The 24,562-nt window shown below is 44.4% G+C and carries 25 protein-coding genes and 1 tRNA gene; 23 read left to right on the forward strand and 3 right to left on the reverse strand.

Annotated features, from left to right (window positions below; all coding sequences use genetic code 11):
- The first annotated feature begins 76 nt into the window (after window positions 1–76).
- From BUQ78_RS08005 to BUQ78_RS08060, 12 genes are all read left to right on the forward strand, one after another.
- Window positions 77–1,246 (forward strand): amidohydrolase, encoded by a 1,170-nt coding sequence (locus BUQ78_RS08005; RefSeq protein ID WP_074199849.1) that lies wholly within the window; start codon window positions 77–79, stop codon window positions 1,244–1,246.
- A gap of 417 nt (window positions 1,247–1,663) precedes the next feature.
- A tRNA-Leu gene (locus BUQ78_RS08010) sits at window positions 1,664–1,748 on the forward strand.
- Between the two features lie 175 nt (window positions 1,749–1,923).
- Entirely contained in the window at window positions 1,924–4,026 is a 2,103-nt protein-coding gene (locus BUQ78_RS08015; protein WP_084532305.1) for an acetate--CoA ligase family protein, read from the forward strand.
- Between the two features lie 5 nt (window positions 4,027–4,031).
- Complete coding sequence (plsY, locus tag BUQ78_RS08020) at window positions 4,032–4,625, forward strand: glycerol-3-phosphate 1-O-acyltransferase PlsY (RefSeq protein ID WP_014807370.1); 594 nt, start codon at window positions 4,032–4,034, stop codon at window positions 4,623–4,625.
- Window positions 4,626–4,668: 43 nt separating this feature from the next.
- A complete protein-coding gene (locus tag BUQ78_RS08025) occupies window positions 4,669–5,214 on the forward strand; it encodes a manganese efflux pump MntP (RefSeq protein ID WP_074199851.1) in 546 nt (181 codons plus the stop codon).
- 181 nt (window positions 5,215–5,395) lie between these two features.
- Window positions 5,396–5,875, forward strand: coding sequence for a CtsR family transcriptional regulator (locus tag BUQ78_RS08030; RefSeq protein ID WP_014807368.1), 480 nt, complete (start codon window positions 5,396–5,398; stop codon window positions 5,873–5,875).
- Window positions 5,876–5,886: 11 nt separating this feature from the next.
- On the forward strand, window positions 5,887–6,426 hold the full coding sequence (locus BUQ78_RS08035) for a UvrB/UvrC motif-containing protein (RefSeq protein ID WP_074199852.1): 540 nt from the start codon (window positions 5,887–5,889) through the stop codon (window positions 6,424–6,426).
- Complete coding sequence (locus BUQ78_RS08040; RefSeq protein ID WP_074199853.1) at window positions 6,413–7,471, forward strand: protein arginine kinase; 1,059 nt, start codon at window positions 6,413–6,415, stop codon at window positions 7,469–7,471. Before BUQ78_RS08035 ends, BUQ78_RS08040 begins: the two co-directional genes overlap by 14 nt.
- Before the next feature lie 20 nt (window positions 7,472–7,491).
- A complete protein-coding gene (locus BUQ78_RS08045) occupies window positions 7,492–9,981 on the forward strand; it encodes an ATP-dependent Clp protease ATP-binding subunit (RefSeq protein ID WP_074199854.1) in 2,490 nt (829 codons plus the stop codon).
- A gap of 119 nt (window positions 9,982–10,100) precedes the next feature.
- Window positions 10,101–10,940, forward strand: coding sequence for an SDH family Clp fold serine proteinase (locus tag BUQ78_RS08050; protein WP_074199855.1), 840 nt, complete (start codon window positions 10,101–10,103; stop codon window positions 10,938–10,940).
- A 188-nt stretch (window positions 10,941–11,128) separates the two neighbouring features.
- Window positions 11,129–12,640 (forward strand): Na+/H+ antiporter NhaC, encoded by a 1,512-nt coding sequence (gene nhaC, locus BUQ78_RS08055; RefSeq protein WP_074199856.1) that lies wholly within the window; start codon window positions 11,129–11,131, stop codon window positions 12,638–12,640.
- 25 nt (window positions 12,641–12,665) lie between these two features.
- Window positions 12,666–13,106 carry a hypothetical protein gene (locus BUQ78_RS08060; RefSeq protein ID WP_014807362.1) on the forward strand — a complete coding sequence of 147 codons (441 nt, stop codon included), beginning with the start codon at window positions 12,666–12,668 and terminating at the stop codon, window positions 13,104–13,106.
- Window positions 13,107–13,156: 50 nt separating this feature from the next.
- Here the strand turns inward: BUQ78_RS08060 and BUQ78_RS08065 are convergent, their stop codons facing one another.
- Entirely contained in the window at window positions 13,157–13,465 is a 309-nt protein-coding gene (locus BUQ78_RS08065; RefSeq protein ID WP_014807361.1) for an MTH1187 family thiamine-binding protein, read from the reverse strand.
- A gap of 167 nt (window positions 13,466–13,632) precedes the next feature.
- Between BUQ78_RS08065 and BUQ78_RS08070 the strand changes: the two genes are divergently transcribed.
- Together BUQ78_RS08070 and BUQ78_RS08075 are read left to right on the forward strand one after the other, a co-directional pair.
- Entirely contained in the window at window positions 13,633–14,010 is a 378-nt protein-coding gene (locus BUQ78_RS08070) for a RidA family protein (RefSeq protein ID WP_074199857.1), read from the forward strand.
- A 301-nt stretch (window positions 14,011–14,311) separates the two neighbouring features.
- The gene (locus BUQ78_RS08075; protein WP_014807358.1) at window positions 14,312–14,755 is read left to right on the forward strand and encodes a hypothetical protein; all 444 of its coding nucleotides are present in this window, start codon (window positions 14,312–14,314) and stop codon (window positions 14,753–14,755) included.
- Between the two features lie 54 nt (window positions 14,756–14,809).
- On the opposite strand, the gene BUQ78_RS08080 is transcribed toward BUQ78_RS08075, so the two are convergent.
- Both BUQ78_RS08080 and BUQ78_RS08085 read right to left on the reverse strand, forming a co-directional pair.
- Window positions 14,810–16,111, reverse strand: coding sequence for an L-cysteine desulfidase family protein (locus BUQ78_RS08080; RefSeq protein WP_074199858.1), 1,302 nt, complete (start codon window positions 16,109–16,111; stop codon window positions 14,810–14,812).
- A 173-nt stretch (window positions 16,112–16,284) separates the two neighbouring features.
- Window positions 16,285–16,854: a flavodoxin family protein gene (locus tag BUQ78_RS08085; protein WP_084532307.1), complete on the reverse strand. Its 570-nt coding sequence runs from the start codon at window positions 16,852–16,854 to the stop codon at window positions 16,285–16,287.
- A 164-nt stretch (window positions 16,855–17,018) separates the two neighbouring features.
- Here BUQ78_RS08085 and BUQ78_RS08090 point away from each other — a divergent pair, with 164 nt between their 5' ends.
- The 9 genes from BUQ78_RS08090 to BUQ78_RS08130 all read left to right on the forward strand — a co-directional run bounded on the left by BUQ78_RS08090 (window position 17,019) and on the right by BUQ78_RS08130 (window position 24,558).
- The gene (locus BUQ78_RS08090) at window positions 17,019–17,813 is read left to right on the forward strand and encodes a DUF4198 domain-containing protein (RefSeq protein ID WP_074199859.1); all 795 of its coding nucleotides are present in this window, start codon (window positions 17,019–17,021) and stop codon (window positions 17,811–17,813) included.
- Window positions 17,814–18,416: a cobalt transporter CbiM gene (gene cbiM / locus BUQ78_RS08095; protein ID WP_074199860.1), complete on the forward strand. Its 603-nt coding sequence runs from the start codon at window positions 17,814–17,816 to the stop codon at window positions 18,414–18,416.
- Window positions 18,413–18,973 (forward strand): Ig-like domain-containing protein, encoded by a 561-nt coding sequence (locus tag BUQ78_RS08100; RefSeq protein WP_014807353.1) that lies wholly within the window; start codon window positions 18,413–18,415, stop codon window positions 18,971–18,973. Before cbiM ends, BUQ78_RS08100 begins: the two co-directional genes overlap by 4 nt.
- A complete protein-coding gene (cbiQ, locus tag BUQ78_RS08105) occupies window positions 18,966–19,682 on the forward strand; it encodes a cobalt ECF transporter T component CbiQ (RefSeq protein WP_074199861.1) in 717 nt (238 codons plus the stop codon). The genes BUQ78_RS08100 and cbiQ overlap by 8 nt, the downstream gene beginning before the upstream one ends.
- Window positions 19,679–20,368: an energy-coupling factor ABC transporter ATP-binding protein gene (locus BUQ78_RS08110; protein WP_074199862.1), complete on the forward strand. Its 690-nt coding sequence runs from the start codon at window positions 19,679–19,681 to the stop codon at window positions 20,366–20,368. Before cbiQ ends, BUQ78_RS08110 begins: the two co-directional genes overlap by 4 nt.
- 238 nt (window positions 20,369–20,606) lie before the next feature.
- Window positions 20,607–21,047, forward strand: a complete 441-nt coding sequence (locus tag BUQ78_RS08115) for a hypothetical protein (RefSeq protein WP_041459794.1) — start codon at window positions 20,607–20,609, stop codon at window positions 21,045–21,047.
- A gap of 3 nt (window positions 21,048–21,050) precedes the next feature.
- Window positions 21,051–21,710, forward strand: a complete 660-nt coding sequence (fsa, locus tag BUQ78_RS08120) for a fructose-6-phosphate aldolase (protein WP_074199863.1) — start codon at window positions 21,051–21,053, stop codon at window positions 21,708–21,710.
- Complete coding sequence (gene rho, locus BUQ78_RS08125) at window positions 21,673–23,043, forward strand: transcription termination factor Rho (RefSeq protein ID WP_014807348.1); 1,371 nt, start codon at window positions 21,673–21,675, stop codon at window positions 23,041–23,043. Before fsa ends, rho begins: the two co-directional genes overlap by 38 nt.
- A gap of 87 nt (window positions 23,044–23,130) precedes the next feature.
- Complete coding sequence (locus BUQ78_RS08130; RefSeq protein WP_074199864.1) at window positions 23,131–24,558, forward strand: LysM peptidoglycan-binding domain-containing protein; 1,428 nt, start codon at window positions 23,131–23,133, stop codon at window positions 24,556–24,558.
- The last annotated feature ends 4 nt before the right edge of the window (window positions 24,559–24,562 follow it).

Raw genomic sequence — 24,562 nt, forward strand, 5'->3', positions numbered from 1 at the left:
TGGAAATTAAAATGGGCGGGAATTTAAAAGGCAGTTCCCGCCTCTTTTTGTATTTAGAAGTCGGAGGTGTTGAAAATTGAGTAAAAAGTCTATATTGCTCAGGGGAGGAACGCTTTTTACGATCACTCAAGGGATCTTAGAGAAATCTGACATTTTGGTCGAAGATGGGATTATAAAGGATATTGGAGAAGGACTTAGCATTTCTAATGATGTCAAGGTAGTAGATGTAACCGGATGCATGGTAACGCCTGGATTTATAGATCCTCATACGCACATTGGATTGATAGAGGAAGGTTATCCAGAAGATGAAGAAAGCGTTAATGAGGCCACAAACCCAATTACACCTCACCTTCGGGTAATAGATGCCATAAACCCTTACGATAGGGCCTTCGATGATGCGCTTTTAGGCGGTGTTACTACAGTACAGGTTCTTCCAGGGAGCGCTAATGTGCTTGGCGGTCAGGGGGCTATCATAAAGACATACGGAAAGATCATAGATCGCATGGTTCGTAAGTTTCCTTCAGGAATGAAGGCGGCCTTCGGCGAGAACCCAAAAAACTTATATAGAAAAAAGGATCGTTCTCCTGCCACGCGTATGGCTGTAGCTGCCATTTTACGAGAAGCACTGATGTCGGCTCAAGACTATGGAAGAAAGAAAACAGAAGCAGAAAGAGAAGGAAAGACCTTCGATAGGGACATGAAGCGCGAAGCCCTATTGCCTGTGTTAAATCAAGAGCTACCCTTGAGAATTCATGCCCATAGGGCAGATGATATCTTGACGGCAATCCGCATAGCTGATGAGTTCAATATAAAGATCACCTTGGAGCATGGCACAGAAGGCGACAAAATCGCAGGCTTGCTGGCAGAAAGACAAATACCGGTTGCTTACGGACCGGCCATAACCTCACGATCTAAGCTGGAGTTACAAAACAGGTCATGGGAAGGGGCCGTCAAACAATTTAGACAAGGGGTGCATTTATGTTTTACCACTGATCACCCTGTCGTGCCAATAAACCACCTTGTTTTACATGCCTCACTGGCGGCCTCGGCTGGAATTCCGCCAAATGATGCCTTGGCTTCTATAACCATAAAAGCTGCCGAACATATTGGCATGGAGGACCAGTTGGGTTCCATCGATAGAGGTAAGGTTGCCGATTTGCTTGTCTGGGACGGAGATCCTCTGGATTACATGAGCCATCTCCTAATAGTGATTGTTGAGGGAGAAGTTGTAATTCGACGGGATTAATCCAGTTATAGTAATTACATGCAAAAACGTACGCACATAAGCAGGAGGGTTGCGCTTATGCGCGTACGTTTTTGAGGAAGGGTTTTTTCTGATATATATTTTACACCCAATTATTTGTGGGAGTCGAGTTGCCTTATCTAAAAATTAAGAAAAATTATATTCCTTAAGCCACTTCAAGGATGGGGGTAGCAATATCCTTGCAAGGGATTATCGGTTTTGGGATCTCATTGCGCTATATAATAATAACTTCCATCGCTAATATTTTTGCTAATTTATAATTTTTATAGCTACCCGAAAATAAGGTTCCCTGAAATATACTGGATGCTGTTCTGGAAAATTCCATAAAAACTTGGCGCGGTCGATAGATCAATTTGCCTTGACGAAATTATGTCAGTTACCGTATAATGCTGTTGCAATGCCGAGGTGGTGGAATAGGTAGACACGCACGTTTGAGGGGCGTGTGGGGTTTCCCGTGGGGGTTCAAATCCCCCCCTCGGCACCATACAGCAAATTTAAAGGTAGAAAGGGCTCAAGTGAGCCCTTTTTTCATTATATGGCATTATTATGTTCTCCCATCGCTGATTAAAAATTCTTTTTGCAACCTCAATAAATTTATAGTATATAATGATTACAGTCATGATCGGACACGTTCTTTTAGCCGATAGGGAGGGATAGAAATGTCATCATATGTGGATCTAGGACGTCTCTTTAGGCCAAAGAATATTGCAATAGTCGGAGCTTCTTCGAATTTGGATAGCATTTCTGGCAGACCATTGAAATTGCTGAATCGGTATAACTATAAAGGTGGAATATTTCCCGTAAATCCCAAATATGATTCCCTTCACGGTTTTGTCTGTTACCCCGATGTCCGTTCACTTCCAGTATCTCCAGATGTGGTAATAATTGGAGTAAGAGCTAATCTTGTACCTGATGTTTTAGAGCAATGCGGTGAAAAAAACGTCCCTTTTGTAGTGATATTTTCCTCAGGCTTCGCAGAAGCTGATGATCCTTACCTTCAGGAAAAGATAGTATCGATCGCTAAAAAGTGGAACATTCACATAGTTGGCCCCAACTGCCAGGGGTTGGTTAACTTTGTAGATGGTGTACCTTTGAGCTTTTCAGCATCGCTTGATGGCGAACCGTTAAAGCCTGGGAATATAGCCTACGTTTCGCAAAGCGGTGCCTTTGGATTCGCATCTTTTGCTTTAAGCGTAGATAGTGGTGTTAATTTCCGCTATGTCGTCACAACCGGTAATCAGGTAGATTTAGATGTTGTAGACTTTGGACGTTACATAATAGAAGATAAAGAAGTAAAACTTCTTATACTTTACCTGGAAGGCTTAGAGGATGGCTCAAAGTTTTTAGATCTTGTCCAGAGGGCAAAGGAACGAGAAATCCCGGTTGCCGTGTTGAAGGTCGGAAGAAGTGAAGTGGCCAAGAAGGCCGCAAAAAGCCATACAGCTGCCTTGACAGGCGATAAAGCAGTATGGGATGCCGTATTTAAACAGTATGGAGTGATAAGCATATCCGATGTCGAGGATATAATAGACCTTGGCACGATCTTCTCTTCTCCCAAGAGAGCCAGAGGCAAAAATGTGGCTGTTTTAACTACTTCGGGTGGGGCGGGCATAATAATGACGGATTTACTGGACGATTTTGGCTTGGAGGTTCCCATCCTAAGCCCTGAAATACAAGAAAAGATAAAACCCTACATTCCCCCCTTCGGCTCTTGCTTGAACCCCGTAGATATGACTGCTCAGGTCATAAACGATCCCAAAGGTTTTCCGGGATGTTTGGATGCAGTGCTTGAATGCCCCGACATAGATATGGTGACGGTGATCATATCCATGATAACTGGCGAATCGGGCAGGCAGATGACCGAAGATCTGATAGCGGCAAACAAACACACCATCAAGCCCATAAATTGCAGTTGGTTGATAGATAACAAACATGGTGAGGCTTTTTTAAGGCAGCTTAAGGCTGAGGGCATTCCGCTCTTTCAAAGCTTAAGGAGAAGTGCTTTTGCCTTAAGTGCCTTAGGCAAATGGAATGAGGTGTTATCGAAGCCAGCTACTGAAATCATGGTAAAGGGGTCGCCTTATCTGCCTAATCTGCCCTTTATGATGACGGAGTATGATTCTAAAAGGCTGTTGGCATATTGGGGTGTTCCAGTTACTAAAGAGCGTCTTTGTTTATCGTTGGAGGAGGCCCTTGATGCTAGTGAAGAAATAGGATATCCGATAGCCTTAAAAGTAATGTCTCCTCAGATTCTTCATAAGACTGAAGCTGGAGCCGTAGCTCTAAATTTGAACGGCGAAGAGCAAATCCGAAACGCCTATGGCAGAATATTGGAAAATGCCCGAAAGCATTGTCCCGATGCGCAAATCGAAGGGGTTTTGGTCCAGGAAATGGTAAGTGATGGGTTAGAGTGTATGATTGGCATTAAAAGAGATCCCATATTTGGTCCCATTATTGTCGTTGGATTAGGTGGCATTTACGTCGAAGTCTTGAAAGACGTTTCCATGCGGCGAGCACCAATTGACGAAAATATGGCATATGAGATGATAGGGGAACTAAAAGGTTATCCGTTGCTTGCGGGGGCAAGAGGGCAAAAAAGGAAGGACGTAAAGGCGTTGGCAGAGGTTGTGAGCTTGGTGTCTAAACTTGCGTGCATTGAAAACGAGCTTGAAGAGTTGGATATTAATCCTATATTTGTATTAGATGAAGGGAAAGGAGTGCTAGTGGCAGACGCCTTAGTGTTGAGAAAGACAAAGGAGTGAGGCCGATGTCAGTTTTTTTGGTTTTACTGGCTTACATCCTGGGCTCAATGCCAATGGGCTATTTGGTCGTTAAGTTGATGAGAGGCGAAGATATCAGGAAATATGGCTCCGGCAACATAGGTGCAACAAACGTAGGTAGGGTGATGGGAAGGAAATGGGCCGTAATTGTCGGTTTCTTCGACATAAGCAAAGGGGCTTTAGCCATATTAATTGCCAGATGTTTGGGGGTTACTTCGCCTGATTTTCTGGCTTTTATTGGGGTTATAGCGGTGTTGGGGCATAACTTTCCCGTTTGGTTGAAATTTAAAGGAGGAAAGGGAGTTGCTACATCGTTCGGTGTAGTATTTATGTTTCACCCCTTAGCTTCGATTTTGGGTGGAATTATATGGTATTGTGTCATGAGGCTAAGCCGCTATGTCTCGTTGGGATCAATGGTTTCTCTCTCTTCTGTGCCCTTTTTGCTGATATTGCTTGGTTCAAATAGAGCTTATATTGTGGCCTCAACTTTTTTGGCGGTTCTTACTATCTTAAGACACCGCGCAAATATAAAGAGGCTCCTTATGGGAACTGAACATAAAGTAGGAGAACGGGTTGCCTAGGCCGATAATGCGAGTGGATTGAACTTTTTAGGGGGCAGAAATTGTGTCTATTGTCTATGCATTTTTGATTGGTCTGTCGTTGTCCATGGATGCTTTTTCTGTGTGCGTTAGTGCAGGTGCTTGCAGAAGGGATAGTTGTTTTTATGTTGCCTTGAGGATGAGCAGCATCTTCGGTTTTTTCCAGTTTGCCATGCCTATTTTTGGTTATTTTTTAGGTTGCTATGCATTACGTAAATTTTCGCCATACGATGAATGGATAGCCTCCTTTATTCTTTTCTTTGTTGGCTTAAAGATGGCCATTGATTCAAGAAAAGCGCAACAATGCGACTCAAAGGATTTCACCAAAGGTGTTGCCTTGCTGGCGCTTGCTATTGCGACATCGATTGATGCTTTGTCCGTAGGAGTGGGAGTTGCTGTAACCAACGTATCTATAGTTTTTTTGTCTTCGATCATAGGGATCGTTACAATGGGCATGTGCTTGCTAGGAGTATATTTTGGCCATACTTTAGGGCTTCTTTTCGGACGCTTTGCCTGTATTTTTAGCGGGTTAGTGATTTGTGCCATAGGGCTTAAAATATTGTTGTTGTAGATACCTCAAGGAAAATCAGGGCATTTATCCCCCAGAAGTTCAAGACATGTCCTTCCTGCTTGGTCATACTCGGCGATGTAAAATGTTTGGCACTCCTAACATAATCCTTGACATTTTCTGACCTTTATGCGTATAATGCTTCTGGTCAAAGTCAGAGTTGCAAGATAAGGGGTGCTGCAGTATGGGAAGCTTGACCGAAAAGATAGAAAAATACATTCGTAGTTTGCTCGAGTCCAACTCTACTGACGAGATTATCTTGCGACGCAAGGAACTGGCAAGTGTTTTCGGTTGCGTGCCAAGTCAGATCAATTATGTATTGCAAAGTAGGTTCACTCCTGAGAGGGGATTTATCGTCGAGAGTCAAAGGGGAGGCCATGGATATATACGCATCATCAGAGTTTGCCTCTCCGATGTGGAAGATAGGCTAAATCACATAGAAGAGATAGTAGATGACGCAATGCCATCGCAGGATATCAGGCGATTGTTGAAAAATTTAGAAGAGCGAGGCTTGCTTACGCTAAGGGAACGGACGATTTTTGAAGTTATGCTGAGGTTTATGGACGAAATGCTGACTTCTCTTTTCGATCTTCCGGCATATAAAAGGGATGAGCTTAACACCGAACTGGTAAGAAGGTTGCTGAAGAGCCTCGCTATTATATAGGGGGAATGGCTATGCTGTGTGAACATTGCAACGAACGGGAGGCCGAGGTGCACATTAAGCAAATGATCGACGGAGAGGTAAAGGAATACCATCTCTGTAGAGAGTGTGCTCAAGCCATGAGTTTGGAGTTGGACCTGTTTCCCCATTTTAACTTCGATCTCTCTTGGGAAAATTTGTTAGGGCCTTTATTTGAGCCTTTCGCTTCGACAGGTAGGCGCAGAGCCACTGAAACTGAAATTAGATGTCAAGAATGTGGCTTGGATTATTCGAGCTTTCAAAAAAGCGGCAAATTTGGATGTCCGAAATGTTACGAATCTTTTAGGGAATCTATCAGGCCTCTGCTTCGTAAAATACATGGTGCTGACCGCCATAGGGGGAATAAACCGGAAATGGACGTTGCTGTGGACAGGGGAGCAGAAAACGAACTAGAGCGACTTCAAATGGAGCTTAAGGAGGCAATTGAGAAGGAGGAGTATGAGCGCGCTGCAAAGATCCGTGATCGTATACGCGAACTGACGTCGAAAGGTGATGGTAATAATGGCAAGGCGTGATTTGTTGACGCATCCCATAGAATGGATAAAAGGCAAGGGCAGCAGCTCTAATATTGCGGTTTCTAGCAGGATCAGGCTGGCGAGGAACTTAAGGGATTTTCCCTTTACCCATCGTTGCGATGAAGAAAAACTCCTTGTCATTGCAGATAAGGTGAAACAGGTTATATCCAAATCTGATCTTCTTAAAAATAGCGACGTCATAGAGATGGATTCGCTAGATCCTCTTTCACGATGGATCTTAGTAGAGAGGCATTTGATCAGTCCACCCTTTGCTAACGGCGGCCCTGGACGCATTGCTGTCATAGATCCAAAGGGCGTCATATCTGTAATGGTGAACGAAGAGGACCATCTTAGAATACAGGTGATCTTAGCTGGGCTGGAGCTAAGTGAAGTGTGGCGTATTGCAAATAAAGTTGAAAAGGTGTTCGAAGAGCTGAATTACGCCTTCGATCGCGACTTTGGCTATCTTACAGCTTGTCCAACGAACGTCGGAACCGGAATGCGAGCTTCTGTAATGGTTCACATTCCTGCCCTTGAAATGTCAAAGCAAGTTACTACACTGATAAATGAATGCAATCGTATTGGTCTGACTGTTAGGGGGACTTATGGCGAAGGAAGTGACGTTTTGGGTTCATTGTACCAAATCTCAAATCAGATAACCCTGGGCCTCAGTGAGGAGGAGCTAATAGATAAGGTGTCGTCAGCGGTGAGCCAGGTAGTTGCAGAGGAAGAACGTGCAAGGACCGTCATGAAGCACAAATTAGGCATATCGTTAGATGACAGGATATGGAGGGCTTTTGGCATATTATGCTACTCGAGGATGATAACAAGCAAAGAAGCCTTGGAATTGATTTCCCTAGTCAAAATGGGAAGCGACATGGAAATAACTCCTAAGATTTCGGTCGAAGAATGGAATAATCTCGTGTTGGGCGTACAGCCAAACCATGTCCAGGTGTATGCGGGTAAACAATTGTCTCCAAGTGAAAGAGATGTGTTCAGGGCAACATTTTTGCGGGAGCGTCTTAAAACTATCGTAGGCAAATAGAGCAAAAGGGGTGAACGAGGATGTGGCAATTTTTTACGGAGCGAGCAAGGAGGGTAATTCAATTAGCTCATCGTGAAGCCTTGAGATTGGGTCACGATGTGATCGGCACGGAACATATATTGCTTGGGCTGTTAGCCGAAGGCGATGGAGTGGCGGCTCATGTGTTGATGTCACTGGGTATAGATTTAGATGAAGTTAGAAAAAGAGTGGAACAACTCGTGGGCAAAGGTCAGCCAAAGGATAAACCAATAGATCTTCCCTTAAGCCCAAGGGCTAAGCGTGTCTTGGATTTAGCCATGAGGGAAGCCCGCAACATGGGCGTCAATTATGTCGGCACTGAACATATACTGCTTGGGCTGTTAGCCGAAGGCGAAGGCATAGCTGCTCAAGTGCTCATGAGCATGGGCCTTGACACGCAAAAAGTATATCAGGAAGTTATTCGTTACCTTTCTGGAGGGGAGGTGGATCAAATGAGCCAATCTCCTGGGTTATCCAAGAAGAAATCTCACACAAAGACGCCTACGCTTGATCAGCTGGGCATCGATTTGGTTGAAATGGCGCGTCGCGGCGAACTTGATCCCGTCATCGGAAGGGAAAAGGAAATACAGCGCGTCATTCAAATTTTGTCACGCAGGACCAAAAATAACCCCTGCCTCATTGGAGATCCTGGGGTCGGTAAAACTGCAATAGTAGAGGGCTTGGCTCAAAAGATTGCCCTTGGTGAGGTGCCCGAGTTGCTGAAGAACAAGCGCATTGTGCAGCTTAATATCGGGAACCTTGTTGCGGGCACCAAATACAGGGGCGAATTTGAAGAGCGGATGAGGAAGTTGATAAAGGAAGTTCGCGATTCAAGGGACGTTATTGTGTTCATCGATGAAATTCATACCTTGGTTGGCGCTGGAGGAGCAGAAGGAGCTGTCGATGCAGCTAATATCTTGAAGCCAAGCCTTGCTAAGGGAGAGTTTCAGGTGATTGGGGCAACGACGCTTGATGAATATAGAAAATACATTGAAAAGGATGCCGCCCTGGAACGCAGGTTCCAGCCTGTTTACGTTGGCGAGCCCACAATAGAAGATACCATTGAGATCCTAAAGGGCCTTCGGGATAAGTACGAAGCGCACCATAGGGTGAAATATACCGATGCTGCCCTTGAAGCAGCTGCCAAGCTATCCGCCCGATACATAAGCGACAGATTTTTGCCCGATAAGGCCATAGATCTTATCGATGAAGCCGGGGCGAGGGTGCGGCTTTCTGCCATGAATCCTCCTGACTTCATAAAGGAGCTTGAAAAAAAGCTTGAGACGGTCAGAAAGGAAAAGGAAGCCGCCGTGGCATCTCAGGAGTTTGAAAAAGCTGCTGCTTTAAGAGATCAAGAAAGAAAGCTCTCCGAAGAGCTCGAGGAGAAGCGCAAGGCATGGCAAGCCAAGAACTCGCAAGAAGAGCCGATTGTCGATGAAGAGGATATAGCCTTGATTGTTTCCGAATGGACAGGCATTCCCGTAATGCAGCTTACTGAGGAAGAAAGCCAAAGGCTCCTGCGTATGGAAGAGGAGATCCATAAACGCATAATCGATCAGGAGGAGGCGGTCTCAGTCGTTGCCAGGGCAATAAGGAGGGCCAGAAGCGGTCTGAAGGATCCCAAGCGACCCATCGGAAGTTTCCTCTTCTTAGGGCCTACGGGTGTTGGCAAGACTGAGCTGAGCAAGGCGTTGGCCGAATTCCTATTTGGCGATGAGAATTCCATGATTAGGCTCGACATGAGCGAGTTCATGGAGCGCCACGAGGTATCAAAACTAATTGGTGCACCTCCTGGCTACGTCGGTTACGAAGAGGGAGGTAAGCTGACCGAAGCAGTCAGAAGGCGTCCATATGCTGTAGTGCTCTTCGACGAGATAGAAAAGGCTCATCCTGACGTATTTAACATACTTTTGCAGATACTAGAGGATGGGAGGTTGACCGACGGACAGGGTCGCGTGGTAGATTTTAAGAATACGGTGATCATAATGACCAGTAACCTTGGTGCCCAGGACCTGATGAAGGGACCAAGCATAGGATTTAGCGTCACTTCTGAGAGCGGTCTAGACTTTGAAGATGCAAAGAAAAACATCCTTGAAGCTGTTAGAAGGACGTTTAGGCCGGAGTTTATAAACAGGATCGACGAGATAGTTGTCTTTAAACCTTTGGCCGAAAAGGAACTGTTGCAAATTGTGGACCTCATGATAAAGGATGTGGCGAAAAGGTTAGCAGAAAAGGGCTTGATAATTGAAGTTACTGACGCAGCGAAGAATTTCTTGCTCAAAAAGGGATACGAGCCTAAATTTGGTGCACGCCCATTAAGGCGTACGATACAACGATATATTGAGGATAAGTTGGCCGATATATTGCTCGAGGGCAAGATAAAGCCCGGTGAGGTGATCAAAGTAGATGTTGCCGATGATGATATAGCGTTTACGCCCATTCAAGATGAAGGCCCAATTAAGGCAAGCGGTCAAGGGGTTGCGCAAGCCTAAGTACAATTAAACAATCCCAGGCCACGGATAGTTACTTTTCCGTGGCCTTTTGCTATTATAATAAATGAAGCTCGGATAAACGTGTGATATTATTTTATTGCTAAGGTGGTGTGATTGTTATGTATGGATTTGATATTTTCTGGTTATTGTTCTTTTTCATGTTGGTCCTTCCCTCTCTGAGACAGTGGAACATAGAGCGGTTAAGGCAAAATTTGATAAAAAAGATAGAGCAAAACCGCAAAAGTCGCGTGATCACCCTCATACACAGACAGGAATCCATAGGTTTTTTGGGAATGTTTGCGAGAAACTTTATAAGCATCGAGGATTCCGAAGAAGTGCTGCGGGCGATTAAGCTGACGCCCAAGGATATGCCTATCGACCTCATAGTCCATACACCTGGAGGAATACTTTTGGCTGCCGAACAGATCGCCAGTGCTTTATCAAAGCATGATGCGAAAGTAACTGTATTCGTTCCCCACTACGCTATGTCTGGTGGCACGCTAATTGCCCTTGCTGCCGATGAGATAGTTATGGATGAAAACGCAGTGTTGGGCCCTGTAGATCCGCAGATTGGCCAGTTCGCTGCCGTATCTATATTAAAAGTCTTAGAACAAAAACCCATATCGGAAATCGATGATAACACTATCATACTAGCTGACATGTCAAAAAAAGCCATCTCTCAGACGCGACAGTTCGTCTACGATCTCTTGATAAGCAACGATGTTCCAGAGGAAAAGGCTAACGAATTGGCAACCACTTTAACAGATGGAAGATGGACCCATGATTACCCAATAATGTTTGAAGAGGCGAAGCAGCTTGGTCTAAACGTAACTTGTGGCATACCCAATGAGGTGTCTGCCTTGATGCATCTCTATCCTCAGGCAAGTCAAAGGCGCCCATCCGTGCAGTATGTCCCCCTTCCCTATCAGCGACCGACATCCAATGGTAAAGAAAAATAATTATATAAGCCACAAACAAACTTATATGTTTATACGATGTAGTATGATTAACGTATAATATGTATGTGTTTGTTTTTGATGAACACGTGAGGAGGTGGTTAGGAAAAGCTACAGCTATAAAGTATTTCTAGATTTCAAAACAATGCTATATTAGAAACTTATCTTCCTATAAGAGGAGGGGGGAAGAGATGCCTGAAGCAGAAGTTCCTTCCAGGAAGCCAACGTTGTTTGAGGCTATCGTCGCCATCGCAGCTGCAGCTTTGTGTATAGGGATAGGGGTTTTGGTTCTAGAGGTCGATGTGCATGTTCCTCTGGTATTTGCTACAGCCTTTGTTTGTTTGATGGGCCGTTACCTGCTTCATTTTCAGTGGAAAGATATGGAAGATGGGATTTTTCGCGGCATCCTTGCCGGGCTTCAAGCGGTTTTGATCCTGATGATAGTCGGCATGATCATAGGTTCCTGGATACAGGGAGGAGTTGTGCCGACCCTGATTTATTACGGCTTAAGCTTATTGTCGCCTGCCATATTCCTGCTTGCCACGCTTTTGATATGCTCAATAGTTTCCCTGGCAACGGGCACGTCTTGGGGTACATCAGGCACTGTGGGGCTGGCCTTGATGGGAATAGCCGCCGGTCTAGGCGTTCCTGCACCGCTGGCCGCAGGCGTGGTAATATCCGGAGCTTACTTTGGAGATAAGATGTCCCCCTTGTCGGATACGACAAACCTGGCACCTGCCGTGGCAGGCACTACTCTTTTCAGCCATATCAGGGCCATGATATCCACAACAATGATAACGTACGCCATTGTAATTATAATAACATTGGTTATAGGTTTTAAGTTTGCGGGTGGCACTTTGGATGTATCAAGGATACAGGCCTTTCAAAAGCTACTGGCCACAGAGTTTCATATCTCGCCTTTAGGGCTTATCCCACCCATCGTAGTAATACTTCTTGCTGCTTTGAGATTTCCTGCAATCCCCAGTCTATTTGCAGGCGTCGTATTGGGAAGCATAATGATACTCTTTCAGGGAAGCGGATTGGCCACCATGGTCACTGCCATCCATTACGGCTACACTCCTGTTTTGAGCGCCGAGATTGCCGGAGCTGAAAGCTTAGATGCCGTATCTGCTTTGCTTGCATCAAAGGGCATCGCGGATGTTGCTCCCGAGCTTGCAAAGGAAGTCGCTCAGATGTTAAGTGAATTACTGCAACGCGGCGGACTGGATTCCATGATGTGGACGGTATCGTTGATATTTTGCGCCCTTTCCTTCGGCGGAGTCATGGAGCGCTGCGGGTTCTTGGAAGTTTTGCTGGATTCGCTTTTGCGCCACGTGGAAAGCGTCACTGGCCTAATCACCTCTGTGATATTTGCTTGTATCTTTACGAATATACTTTTGGCAGATCAATATGTAGCGATTGTCCTTCCAGGTAGGATGTTTAAATCTGCCTTCGACAAAAAGGGCTTGCATCCAAGGATGTTATCCAGGACGCTGGAGGACAGCGGCACGCTCACGTCCGTATTGGTTCCATGGAACACGTGCGGAGCTTATCACACAGGGGTATTGGGTGTTTCCACATTGCAATATCTCCCTTATGCTTTTTTGAATTATCTTAATCCTATTGTTGCTATTGTTCTGACGGCTATGGGAAAATTCATATTCTGGCGCAAGGAGACGGATGAAGACGTAATAAATGTCTAAGGTGTAGTGTGGGGAGAGATCTTTAATGGAGGCCATCATCGAATCGCAATCAAGTTATTCGGCTTCGCTTAAAATGAAAGTGGTGTTGTTCCTATTTGGGGTATATTGCATTTATTCGGCCTTTTCTGCGTTTGAGATTTACAAGATCATAGTAGCTGTTGTGGCTTTCTATGGGATCGTTTATAAGAAGAAAATATATGTTTCTTCCAATGGCCTGGTAAGAGAGGTTAGAGGTGTTCTTGGCACCTCGGTAGAAGTTCTTCCCTGGGAAGATGTCAAGGGTGTAACTATTGTGTATAAGGGCGATTCGATGATGGCCTTCTTTGAGAAGGGAATTACCGGATGGAAAATTTTATTCAAGCGAGAGGATGAAAGATTGCTTAGGGAGTTGCTTGATAAACACGCTCCAGATGTTGAAGTGACCGTTGTAAGCAATGTTCGTTCTAAGCCAAAGCGAAAAGGATAAGACATAACAAATCCCGCCATAGAATAGCGGGATTTGTTATGTAAAATTATCTAGACATTTAGCTTATCTTCAACAGCTTTAACCTTGCCTTCCATGGTCAGATTTTTATCTCGCCTTTCATCGATGCGAAGCGTAGTCGATACCCTTAAAGCCCCTCTTTCAAAAAGGCAGTTATGGGCTGCCTTGGCTGCTTTAAGAACTTCGTCAAATTCGCCTTCAAGGATGGTGCTCATTGGGGTTAATTGTATTTTGAGATTGAAACTCCTCAGTGTTTTCTCTACTTCTGCTACATAGGAACTTATGCTGGGACCGTTTGTACCAATTGGTACCACAGTAATTTCTGCCACGACCTTTCCCATTTTTTGATCACCTCCGGTAGGGTAGCTAATTATATGGTAATTAGTTATCGTTTAGTTGTAAAGCTAAAAAAGTAGATCTCTTTGGGGCAGCATTTCTTTTTAAATGGAGCCTCAGGTGCGATAATATACCTTAGTCTTATAAACAAAATGCACAGGAGGCGATATTCATGCAATATGTAACGAGTGAAAGGGCTCCTAAGGCCATAGGTCCCTATTCTCAGGCAGTTAAGGCAAACGGATTTGTATTTGTGTCGGGCCAATTGCCCTTTGATCCGGCGACTGGACAGATAGTGGATGGGTCGGTGGAGGATCAAACCCTTGCGGTTTTGAGAAACATCGCTGCCATATTAGAGGCAGCGGATTCAAGCGTGTCAAAAGTAGTAAAGACTACCGTTTTTGTGACGGATATGGCTAATTTTCAGGCTATTAATAAAGTATATTCTGAGTTTTTCGGGGACCATAAGCCGGCAAGATCTCTGGTGGAGGTAAGCTGCCTGCCCAGGAAAGAGGCCATGCTGGAAATGGAAGTCATTGCAATACAGTAAACTGATTTCGTAAGAAGAAGTTGAAATATGTGAAAATAATGAGAAAATATAGAATATATCTTTTCAACTTGACAAAATACCGGTAGGTGTTTAGACTCGTTCGTGCTGGGTGCGGTCAGAAAGGTGTAAACCCGAGAATCCGTATCCAAACCCTATCTCCTCCTCAAGAAAGGGACCCATTGGGTCCCTTTTACATTTTTTGTTTCAACCTAAGTGTTTTTCTGTTAAAATACACGTGCTTTGAGGAGTGCAAATGATTTGGTAATTGGGGTAAATTTTTGCCATAAGGGGGTAATACATAATGCAACCCAGGACAATGCAGATGACCTTGGAGGATATGCTCTCTTTGATGATGGCACGGATAGATAGCGTAGCCATGTCTGAGGAGAGCATGAAGACGAAATTCGATGTATTAGGTCGGGCTCTTTACAAAAAGGGGATCATAACCGACGATGACATAATTGATGCCGTAAGGGAGCAGGGAAGGTTAATGAAGGCCGTTGGAATTGCTCAAAACGAGCTGACAGAGGATGAAATTAAGGCGATAGCTGACAATATACTTGTATGGCTGAAAGGCGATGCCGCGACCATAAGAAAAAGCATGGAAGAATATGAGCAAAAGCTTCGTGAACTCGCGTCTCAGGAAGTGAAAAAACCACGTCTCGATGTTGCCTCCCCGGCAGTTTTGAGCGAACTTGACAAAATCACAAAGGGCGGTAAAACTGGTAGCAAGTTGCTTAGATAGGCAAGAAGTATACTACCGTGAGTTTCGCATGAACTCACGGTAGTATACTTGATTTTAGCAAAATAACCCGGATATTAGTTTTACAATCATGGCATCAACTTTATCAAATCCTTTATTATTGAGCACTGCAATGTTTTCTACCGTCTCTTCTAATGTATTGCCCAAGATGCCTTGTGGTGCTTCGAGCTTGGTTCCTTCTATTGCCATCGTTGCAGCCATGAAGGCTTCATATGCACCGGTGCCGACCTTAAGGGCACAGGTGCCTTTGGCGCCATCGCATATCATGCCAACGAGGTTGCTGAGGTGAATTTTTATCGCCTCTTCAACTTTAGCCATATCTTTTGATAAAAGATATGTAATTCCAGCAGCTGCTCCAGCTCCAGCTGCTACAGTGCACCCACAGATTGGGCTTAATCGCCCTATCCTGCTTTTTAGGAAGCTTGTGGTTAGGTGACTTAGTGCCACGGCTGTTGCAGTTTCTTCTTTTGTTTTACCATAGTGTTCTGCGGTCAAATAGACGGGCAATATAGCCGTTATGCCATGATTTCCGCTACCTGCACTGCTCATCACAGGTAAGGGGGATCCCGACATTCTAGCATCTGCAGCCGCTGCAGCATGAGCTTTTATTTTGTAGGGAAGGCTGGAGATATCGTTGTCATTTACAAGCTTCAATATCGTTCTTCCAACACCTAAACCAAGGTTTTGGTTGGGGTCTAAACCTGCTAGAGATATATCCATATTCATTTTTATTCCTTCAAAAATGTAATCTATATCTTCACTATCAATATTATCTAGCAGATTAGTTACATCATTGAATGTCATTGTATTTAATTGGTCGATTATGTTTGTATCTTTGAGGTTATGATGCAATCTGGATCTTTTCTTTTTATTTAGTATGAGCCTTCCATCGAGCATGATCTTTGTAATATTGCTGTGTGTACCTTCAATTATACATCTACATTCGTGCTCATCTGTAGTTACCGTTGCCTGGACATATACGCCCTTTTTTTGAAAATCCGGATGTAGTTCTACGCGACCCTCATCTATAAGGCGTAAGGCCTTATTCAGGCATTCATCGTCGCAAAATTTAAGTGCTTGAAGGCTATATTTGCTGTTTCCACAGACGGCCCCCAGGGCTGCTGCCAGTATATTTCCCCTCAAACCATTAGTACCGGGAATTCCTACGGAATAACCGTTTTTATAAATATTTATGCTGGTTGTAACGTCTATTTTTTTAAGCTCGCCAGAACTTATCTCTTCTCTGGCCCGGGCCACGGCTAAAGCCACAGCTCCGGGCTCTGTACACCCTAATGCAGGTACCACTTCCGATCTGAGAAATTCTTTTAAGGTGAACAAACTGATCCCCCCTCATATGGTTTGCCATGTCTTGATTTACTGCCATGGATTATCCTTTAAAAATTAAGCGACGGCAAGCTAACTGTAAATTTTCTGAAAGAAAAAACCACAGTTGCTTGGCCTGTAACAATTATTGCGCGCTTAAATTTCCATGCGCGCAATAGCAATAAATGTCACTTATTTATATTTATCCCTAATTCTTTTGCACGGTCAAGCCAATCGCCCTGTTCAATATCTCCAATATCATAGACATTATATGCGCATATCTTGCCCCTTTCCTTAAGGCCCAAAAGGGAGATTGATCTGTCGAAGGATTCCAGGACCCCGTTAAAGGCACTTTCATATACGTCTCCGGCTGTGGCCAGTAGTATGCACTCTTTATCTTTGAGGGTAAATTTTGCCTTTTCGGAGATGTAGGGCAACATCCTGTCCCAAACCACCTTAATTTGAGCGCTCCAACTGTACCAATACACAGGCGTGACGAATACTATCACGTTACATTCGTCGATAGCTTCATATATTTGAGCCATGTCGTCATTGATAACACAATGTTTGCCATTCTCCCAACACCGTCTGCAATCAATGCATCCTTTGATGTTCATATTTTGCAATCTGAAGAACCTTACCTTGGCGCCCTGCGATTCGGCCCCTATGACAAATGCCTTGGCCAATCTCTCGCTATTTCCATTAACCCTTGGACTTCCTAGAAGGCATACTATTTTTTTCATGATATCCGCTGGCATATGAGGTACCAGCTTTTCATCTCCCTTCGTATGTAACGATAATCTTGTGTTGCTATCATTATAACCTTAATAATTTTTTATCTGTCATTCAAAATTTCTTGACATATCCGATGCAATGCGTAATACTAAATAAACAAATCGTAACATCGATTGGAGGAAGCATGATGAAGCATATATCGAGCAGAGTCATATGTTTTATAATGGCGTTGGCCTTTTATATTTCCCTTTTAGCTTCACCTCTGTGGGCACATTTTCAGGTCGTATTGCCTAGTAAAAATCTTGTGTCTCAGGGCGATAATTCTAACGTAGAATTAAAGTTATGCTTTGCCCATCCCTTCGAGCAACAATTGATGAATATGGAAAGACCTCGTCAATTCGGTGTCGTGATACGCTCTGAAAAAATAAACCTCCTCGATACCTTGAGAAAAAAGGCCTCCGGTAAGGGGTTAAATTTCTGGCAAGCAACTTATAAGGTAAAACGGCCCGGAGATCACGTATTTTTCGTAGAACCCGCTCCCTATTGGGAACCTGCCGAAGATAAATATATAATTCATTACGCTAAGACTGTCGTGAATGCATATGGTCTGGAAGATGCTTGGCATCAACCGCTTGGCCTTAGGATGGAAATAGTACCTCTTACCAGACCATATGGCCTGTGGGCAGGCAATTTGTTTCAGGGTAAGGTTCTATTTGACGGCAAACCATTGAAAAATGCAGATGTGGAAGTTGAGTACTATAACGAAAATCTAAAGATAAAAGCTCCATCGAATGCCTACGTAACTCAGGTAGTACGTACGGATGAACGGGGAATCTTTACTTATGCTATGCCTTGGGAAGGTTGGTGGGGGTTTGCTGCTTTAACGGAAGCCCCGGAAAGGCGAAAGTCTCCTGATGGGAAAAGGGATGTAGCGACGGAGATCGGAGCAGTTTTTTGGGTAAAGACCGAGAAGGGAAAGTAGATGCATATTTCGGAAGGAGTTCTTTCTGGTTATCCTTTAGTTGTTGGAGCTGTCGGTGCTGCCGTTGGCGTTGCGGTTGGCCTCAAGAAAATTGAGATGAATGATATTCCTCGCGTTGGCATCGTCTCTGCTGCGCTGTTTGTAGCATCGTTGATCCATATCAATGTAGGCCCAGTCAGCGTCCACCTGATACTTAACGGTGTAGGTGGGATTATCCTTGGGATGCAATTGTTTCCTGCCTATTTTGTGGCCTTATTGTTGCAAGTCCTCTTGTTCCAGTTCGGCGGAATAACGGTCCTAGGCGTTAATATATGCACCATGGCTTTCTCCGGTGTTATAGGGGGTTATCTGGGCAGGTATATTATTAAAAGGGGAATTCAACCTTGGATAGGCGGTGCGATTTCTGGTGGTACAGGCGTTATTATGGCTGGCATTTTTACTGCCATGGCCCTTGTCTTCAGTGGGGATGTCTTTATCGTAACGGCAAAGCTTGTACTAATTGCACATTTGCCCGTAGTAGTGATTGAGTCTATAGTAGGCGGCTTTGTGATTGCCTACCTATACAAGATTATGCCTTCGTCGTTGGGGGTTTGTAAGAGATGAAAAGTGGGTTAAAAGCATTATTTATCATGATTGCTTTAATGTCTTTTGCTTTAGCTCAACCTCATATAGCTGATGCACATAAATTAAACGTGTTTGCCTATATGGAAGATAGCACCGTGGTTGGTGAAGCTTATTTCAATGATGGATCCACGGTAAAAAACTGTGAAGTGTTGGTAAAAGACATGGATGGCCATGTAATCGGCCAGGGTAATACTGATGAATCGGGCGCATTTTCCGTGAGGGTAGGTAGTTTAGAAGGTAAAAGCATCTCAGTGATTGTGAATGCCGGCATGGGGCACGTAGGACAAGCTCTTATAAACGGTGATGCCTTGCGGCCTGTTCAACAGAACGTCCCTGATGAAGAAGATAAACTGATCGCAACAATACGAGAGATCGTTCATAGCGAAATAGAGCCGCTTCGTGGTGAATTAATGCAGATGCATAGGGGGTTATCAAAGCCGAGGTTCAGCGAAATTATTGGAGGAATTGGATATATCTTCGGCCTTGTCGGGATCATCCTTTGGATCAAAGAGAGGAGGGCTGGAAAGAATGATTGATGTTCGGGGAATCAGTTATTACGATGATATTCCTGACAGCTTCATGAGCCGCTCCCCAGCAGTTTTAAAAGTAATCTTAGCTGTGCTTGTGTCCATTTGCGTTGCCTTGGTAAATTCGTTTTCTATACAATTGTTTTTACTCGCGTACGCGATAGTTTTAGCTTTAATCTCAAGAGTGCCCATGATCGCTTTGCTGAAGCGCTTAGCCCTTATAGATGGCTTTGTGCTGACTCTATGGCTCACGCTTCCTTTCTTTTGCGAAGATGGAGTGAGAACGGCAGCAATTATTACGGTTCGCGTTCATGCTGCGATATTGGCTTTCATTTCCCTTCTGCAAACCACATCCATGCCTGAAATTTTGGAAGCTTTGGATCAACTTCACTTTCCTCGCAAATTGATAGTGTTACTTCACTTCACTTATAGGTATATACACGTCCTGGCCGATGAAGCCATCAAAATTTATCAAAGTATGACGTTGAGAGGTTTTGAACCTTCCATTAAATTCTCCGCGTTGCGTACTTATGGCAATTTAGTAGGCATATTAGTGGTCAAAGGCACGATGAGATCTCAGCGCGTCTATAATGCAATGCTCCTTAGGGGATTCAATGGCTCTTATCCGTTCTTTGCGCCTCGTTGTCGACATTCTTTTTCTGACATCTTAAAGATGGTAACGCTTTACGCTCTGTTTTTGGGGTGTTTAATGGTATGATCCCTTTATTGCAGGTTAAGGATCTTTGTTTCGCTTATCCTAACGGTCATGATGTGTTTAAAAATCTTTCATTTGAGATATTCCCACGGGAAAAAGTATGCATAGTCGGGAAAAACGGTGCCGGGAAAACGACCCTTTTTTATATAATAATGGGCTTGTTGCGTCCGGTTAAGGGTGAAATCATCCTTGATGGAAAGGTCATTCGGACTAAGGACGATCTAAGGTATTTGCGCAAAAAAATTGGTTTTCTCTTCCAAGACCCGGAAGATCAGTTATTTTGCCCCACCTTGCTTGACGATGTCATGTTTGGCCCTTTAAATATGGGGTTCAGTAGAGATGACGCTTTTGATAAGGCACATAAGGTTTTAAGCATGTTGGGCATCGCACATCTTGCACATAAACCGCCTTATGCCCTATCTGGAGGTCAGAAGCGCCTGGGTGCCCTAGCTTCCGTGCTTGTCATGGAGCCCGAGCTTCTCTTGCTGGACGAACCGTCAAGTGGTCTAGATGAAGAGGCCTGGCTCAATTTGGTTCTCTTGCTCCAAAACCTCAATAAGGCCATGATCATCGCTTCCCATGACACGGGTTTTCTTGAACGCGTAACTCCCAATTGGTACGAGCTTGCCGATGGGAAGTTGATTCCTCTTAAAAATTGCTGCAATAAAGCGACGGAAACCTTCAAATAAATGCGTTTTGTCAATTCATGAGATAGCCAGCGGGAAATAGCTGCAAAATTGCTTTTATCGTAGTATTATTAAAGTCACACTATTCCGCTAAAAAATCTGTAGTTATATTAGTTTTTGTACTTGCATTGGTGGCTTGCTACATTATTACATTGTTTAAAACTCAAGTACCATCTTTTGTGATTTCATACAAAAACATGGATATATGCTTGCCAGAACAAGGAAGGTGTGATATTTATTTATGAGTAGTGCGGCTAGAAGACCTTTGACGATCATATTTATAGTCGCTTTTGTTTTGGTTCCTTCCTTCGTTGCTACAGTGCGTAGCACAATGGTTTGCAGTGCAACCAAAATTACCGATATTGTTGTGTGTGAAGATTTAGACAGCAACCTGACTCCTGTCGGGAGAGCTTCAGATTCTCTAAAGTTTCCCTATGGCATAACACAAGTGTGTGTTGTTTTTGCGTTTCAGGGGAGAAGCTATTTTGAAACTTATGTTGAGTGGTTTCACGAGGGTACATTGATACATAACGAGACAGTAGATTTAAGCGGGGAAGGCAAAAAGGTCTTTTATCTTTTGCGTGATGATGGAGCGCCGCTCAAAAAAGGATTGTACCGGTTTTCGATCATTTGCATGGGAGAACAGTTGGCCAATATTTCTTTTACGGTAGGGGAGGTATAATTCGTGAAGTTTTTTCTTGATACAGCCAATATTTCCGAGATAAAAAAAGGTTTGGAATGGGGAGTAGTGTCTGGCGTCACGACGAACCCATCCTTGGTAGCAAAGGAAAATGCGGACTCATTTCATGATCATGTCAAAAAGATAGCAGAAATTGTGCAAGGTCCCGTAAGTGCCGAAGTGATATCAACGAATGTCGATGAAATGGTCGAGGAAGCCAGATTGCTTAGCTCCTTGGATAAAAATATAGTAATAAAGATTCCGATGACTAAAGATGGTATGTCAGCTACAAAAAAGCTTGTCTCAGAAGGCATTCCAGTTAACGTTACTCTTGTTTTTTCTCCGCAGCAGGCCTTGTTGGCAGCATTGGCAGGAGCTAGCTATGTTAGCCCTTTTGTTGGTCGTCTGGATGACATAGGCGAGGACGGCATAGGAGTTGTCAGGGACATGGCGAAGCTTTTCTCCATCCATGAGTTCGATACCAAAATTATTGCAGCAAGCATCAGGCATCCTCGCCATGTTTTTGAGGCAGCCCTTGCAGGAGCTCACATAATCACTCTTCCTTTTAAGGTTTTAGAGCAAATGTTTAACCATCCTTTAACGGATATAGGGATAAAGAAGTTCTTAGATGATTGGGAGGTATATATTAAGCATCATGGGTACTAATACTATAGAAAATCAGACAACAGATGAAACGAAGAAATTAGCCACTGAGGAAGATCAAGAGGTGGTTACTCCAGTTCCCCGCCCCAGATATACTTTCAGGGAGTTGATGAAAGCGACAATTCAAGATTTGAGGCAGATCGCTAAGGAGATTTCCGTCCCCTCCGTTACGACCCTTAGGCGAAAGGATGACTTGGTTGTCGCCATTCTGGCAAGACAAGCTGATAAGCTGGGGTTGCGCTTTAGCGGTGGTACATTGGAGATCTTGCCTGAGGGATATGGATTTTTGAGGCCTGCCGGGTTGCTGCCCAGTGACCATGATATTTATGTTTCTGCATCTCAAATCAGGCGCTTTGATCTGCGAAACGGCGATGTGGTATGGGGTTTGGTCAGGCCTCCGAAAGATCAGGAGCATTACGATGCATTGTTAAGGGTTGAGATGGTAAACTTCTCCGATCCTGAGATGGCAAGACAGCGACCGCACTTTGAGCGCCTCACGCCCATATTTCCAAACGAGAGATTAAAGCTCGAGACTCGTCCAGACATCCTTTCCACGCGTCTTATCGATCTTTTTGCGCCCATGGGAAAGGGTCAGAGGGCTTTAATAGTTTCTCCTCCAAAGGCTGGTAAGACTACTCTCCTTAAAGATATAGCCAATGCCATCACGATCAACAATCCGGAGGTCATTCTTATGGTTCTTCTAATTGATGAAAGGCCCGAAGAGGTTACGGATATGCAGCGTTCCGTTGATGGAGAGATAATAGCCTCAACCTTTGATCGGCCCGCAGAGGAACATATAAGAGTGGCAAATCTGGCCATTGAGAAGGCAAAGCGCCTTGTAGAGGTGCATAGGGATGTCGTGTTGTTATTAGATTCTATTACCCGCTTAGCCAGGGCGTCTAATTTAATCGTGCCGCCATCCGGCAGAACCCTGTCTGGAGGTATGGATCCGGTAGCCTTGCATTTCCCGAAAAGGTTTTTTGGTGCTGCCAGAAACATTGAAGAGGGTGGAAGTCTTACCATAGTGGGTACGGCCCTGGTTGAGACCGGGAGCAGAATGGATGACGTGATTTATGAGGAATTTAAGGGTACCGGCAACATGGAAATACATCTGTCGCGGAAATTAGCCGAACAGAGGATCTTCCCGGCGATGGATATTCTCAAGTCTGGCACTCGAAGGGAGGAACTTCTTTTAAGCGAGGAGGAACTTACAAAGATATGGACGCTGCGGCGTAGGATAGCGAACCTTGATGAGGCGGATGTATTGAATCTCATATTGGAAAAATTGCGGCAGACGTCATCCAATAAGGAGTTTTTGATGACGATTAAAGTATAAATTAAAGGTTGCATTCTTCGCGATTTTCGGTTAACTTTATTCTTGTTTGTAGCACCGTATCCTAGCCTAGCTTTAGGGGGGGAAGAGATGCCAAAGAGCGAAAATATGAGTAACAACTCCTTTAGAAAGAGATTTGATTTCTTCATTTTCATTGGGTTAATGTTATCAGCCACTGTCTTCATCACTGTGGCTGCCCTTCAAAGATCGAAAGTTGAAGCGTGGGACGATTTACTTGAAGGAAAAGAGTACAGCCTGCCTGGTTATCTGATCGTTGATGTAACAGATTTGCTCATGCCTGAAAAGGGAGATTACGATGCCATAGGTCCTCTTCCTGATGGTTCCGGGGCTATTGCCTTTAAGGAAGTTACGTTGGGCAGTGAAAAAAAGTCCAAAGATGATGCAGCAGACGTCGAGAATGAATTAAGTAAACTAAAGCAGGAATATCTGGATGGCGATGAGTCAAATGCTGAGGCAGGTGAAGGTGCAGGAGGTGATTTGGAGTTTCAGGAGGTAACTCCAGATTATCGTGTCCACGAAGTCCAACAAGGCGAGACATTAGCAACCATTGCCAAAAGATATGCCGAATACGGTATTTCTATGAACGATATTGCTAAGGCAAATCAGATAAGCAATATTCATAAACTAAACGTCGGTGACTTGCTTTTAATCCCCACATCGAAGGAGAAAGTTGATGTGGTCCTGCAGGAGCTTTTAAGGAGACGCGCTAAGGCCGAGGAAGAGGCCAAAAAGGCGCCCAAAATAGAGACATCTACTTATATCGTCCAAGAAGGAGACAGCCTTTGGTCCATCGCGAATAAAGTTAACCTCGACATCAACACGCTGTTTGGCTGTAACGACTTGAAAAATCCAGACGTATTAAAGCCCGGCACAAAGCTTAGAGTGCCCAATCAGGACGGTATATTTTATAAGGTGGCAAAGGGTGATACGCTTAGTAAAATAGCAGATAAATATGGTATTTACGTTGATGCCATAGCTGCTGCTAATGGTATAGGCAGCGATACGGTATTAATAGCTGGCAGTGAAATATTCCTGCCCGGCGCAAAGGAAATCGTCACCTCTTCGTCGACCGGCTCTGGTGCCGTCGTTAAAGCTAGTGATCGTAGCAGTACTAAGGGCTTTAGATGGCCGCTGAGAGGCAGAATTAACAGCCGCTTTGGATATAGGAAGGACCCATTTTCCGGGCGAAAGGATTTACATACGGGATTAGATATTGGTGCTTCGAGAGGTACCCGGATAGCAGCAGCTGCCTCTGGCGTTGTGGTTTATGCGGGGTGGATGGGCGGTTATGGACGGACAGTTGTCATCGATCATGGAAGAGGCCATAGGACACTCTATGGTCATTGCAGCAAGATACTAGTTCGACAAGGGCAAAGAGTTAGCTCAGGCCAAGTCATTGCGGCTGTAGGTGCCACGGGTAGAGCTACAGGATCCCATCTGCACTTTGAGATCAGAGTGAACAACACGCCTGTTAATCCGTTGAAGTATCTGAGGTGATGTA

Source organism: Acetomicrobium flavidum (assembly GCF_900129645.1).
Lineage (GTDB): Bacteria > Synergistota > Synergistia > Synergistales > Acetomicrobiaceae > Acetomicrobium > Acetomicrobium flavidum.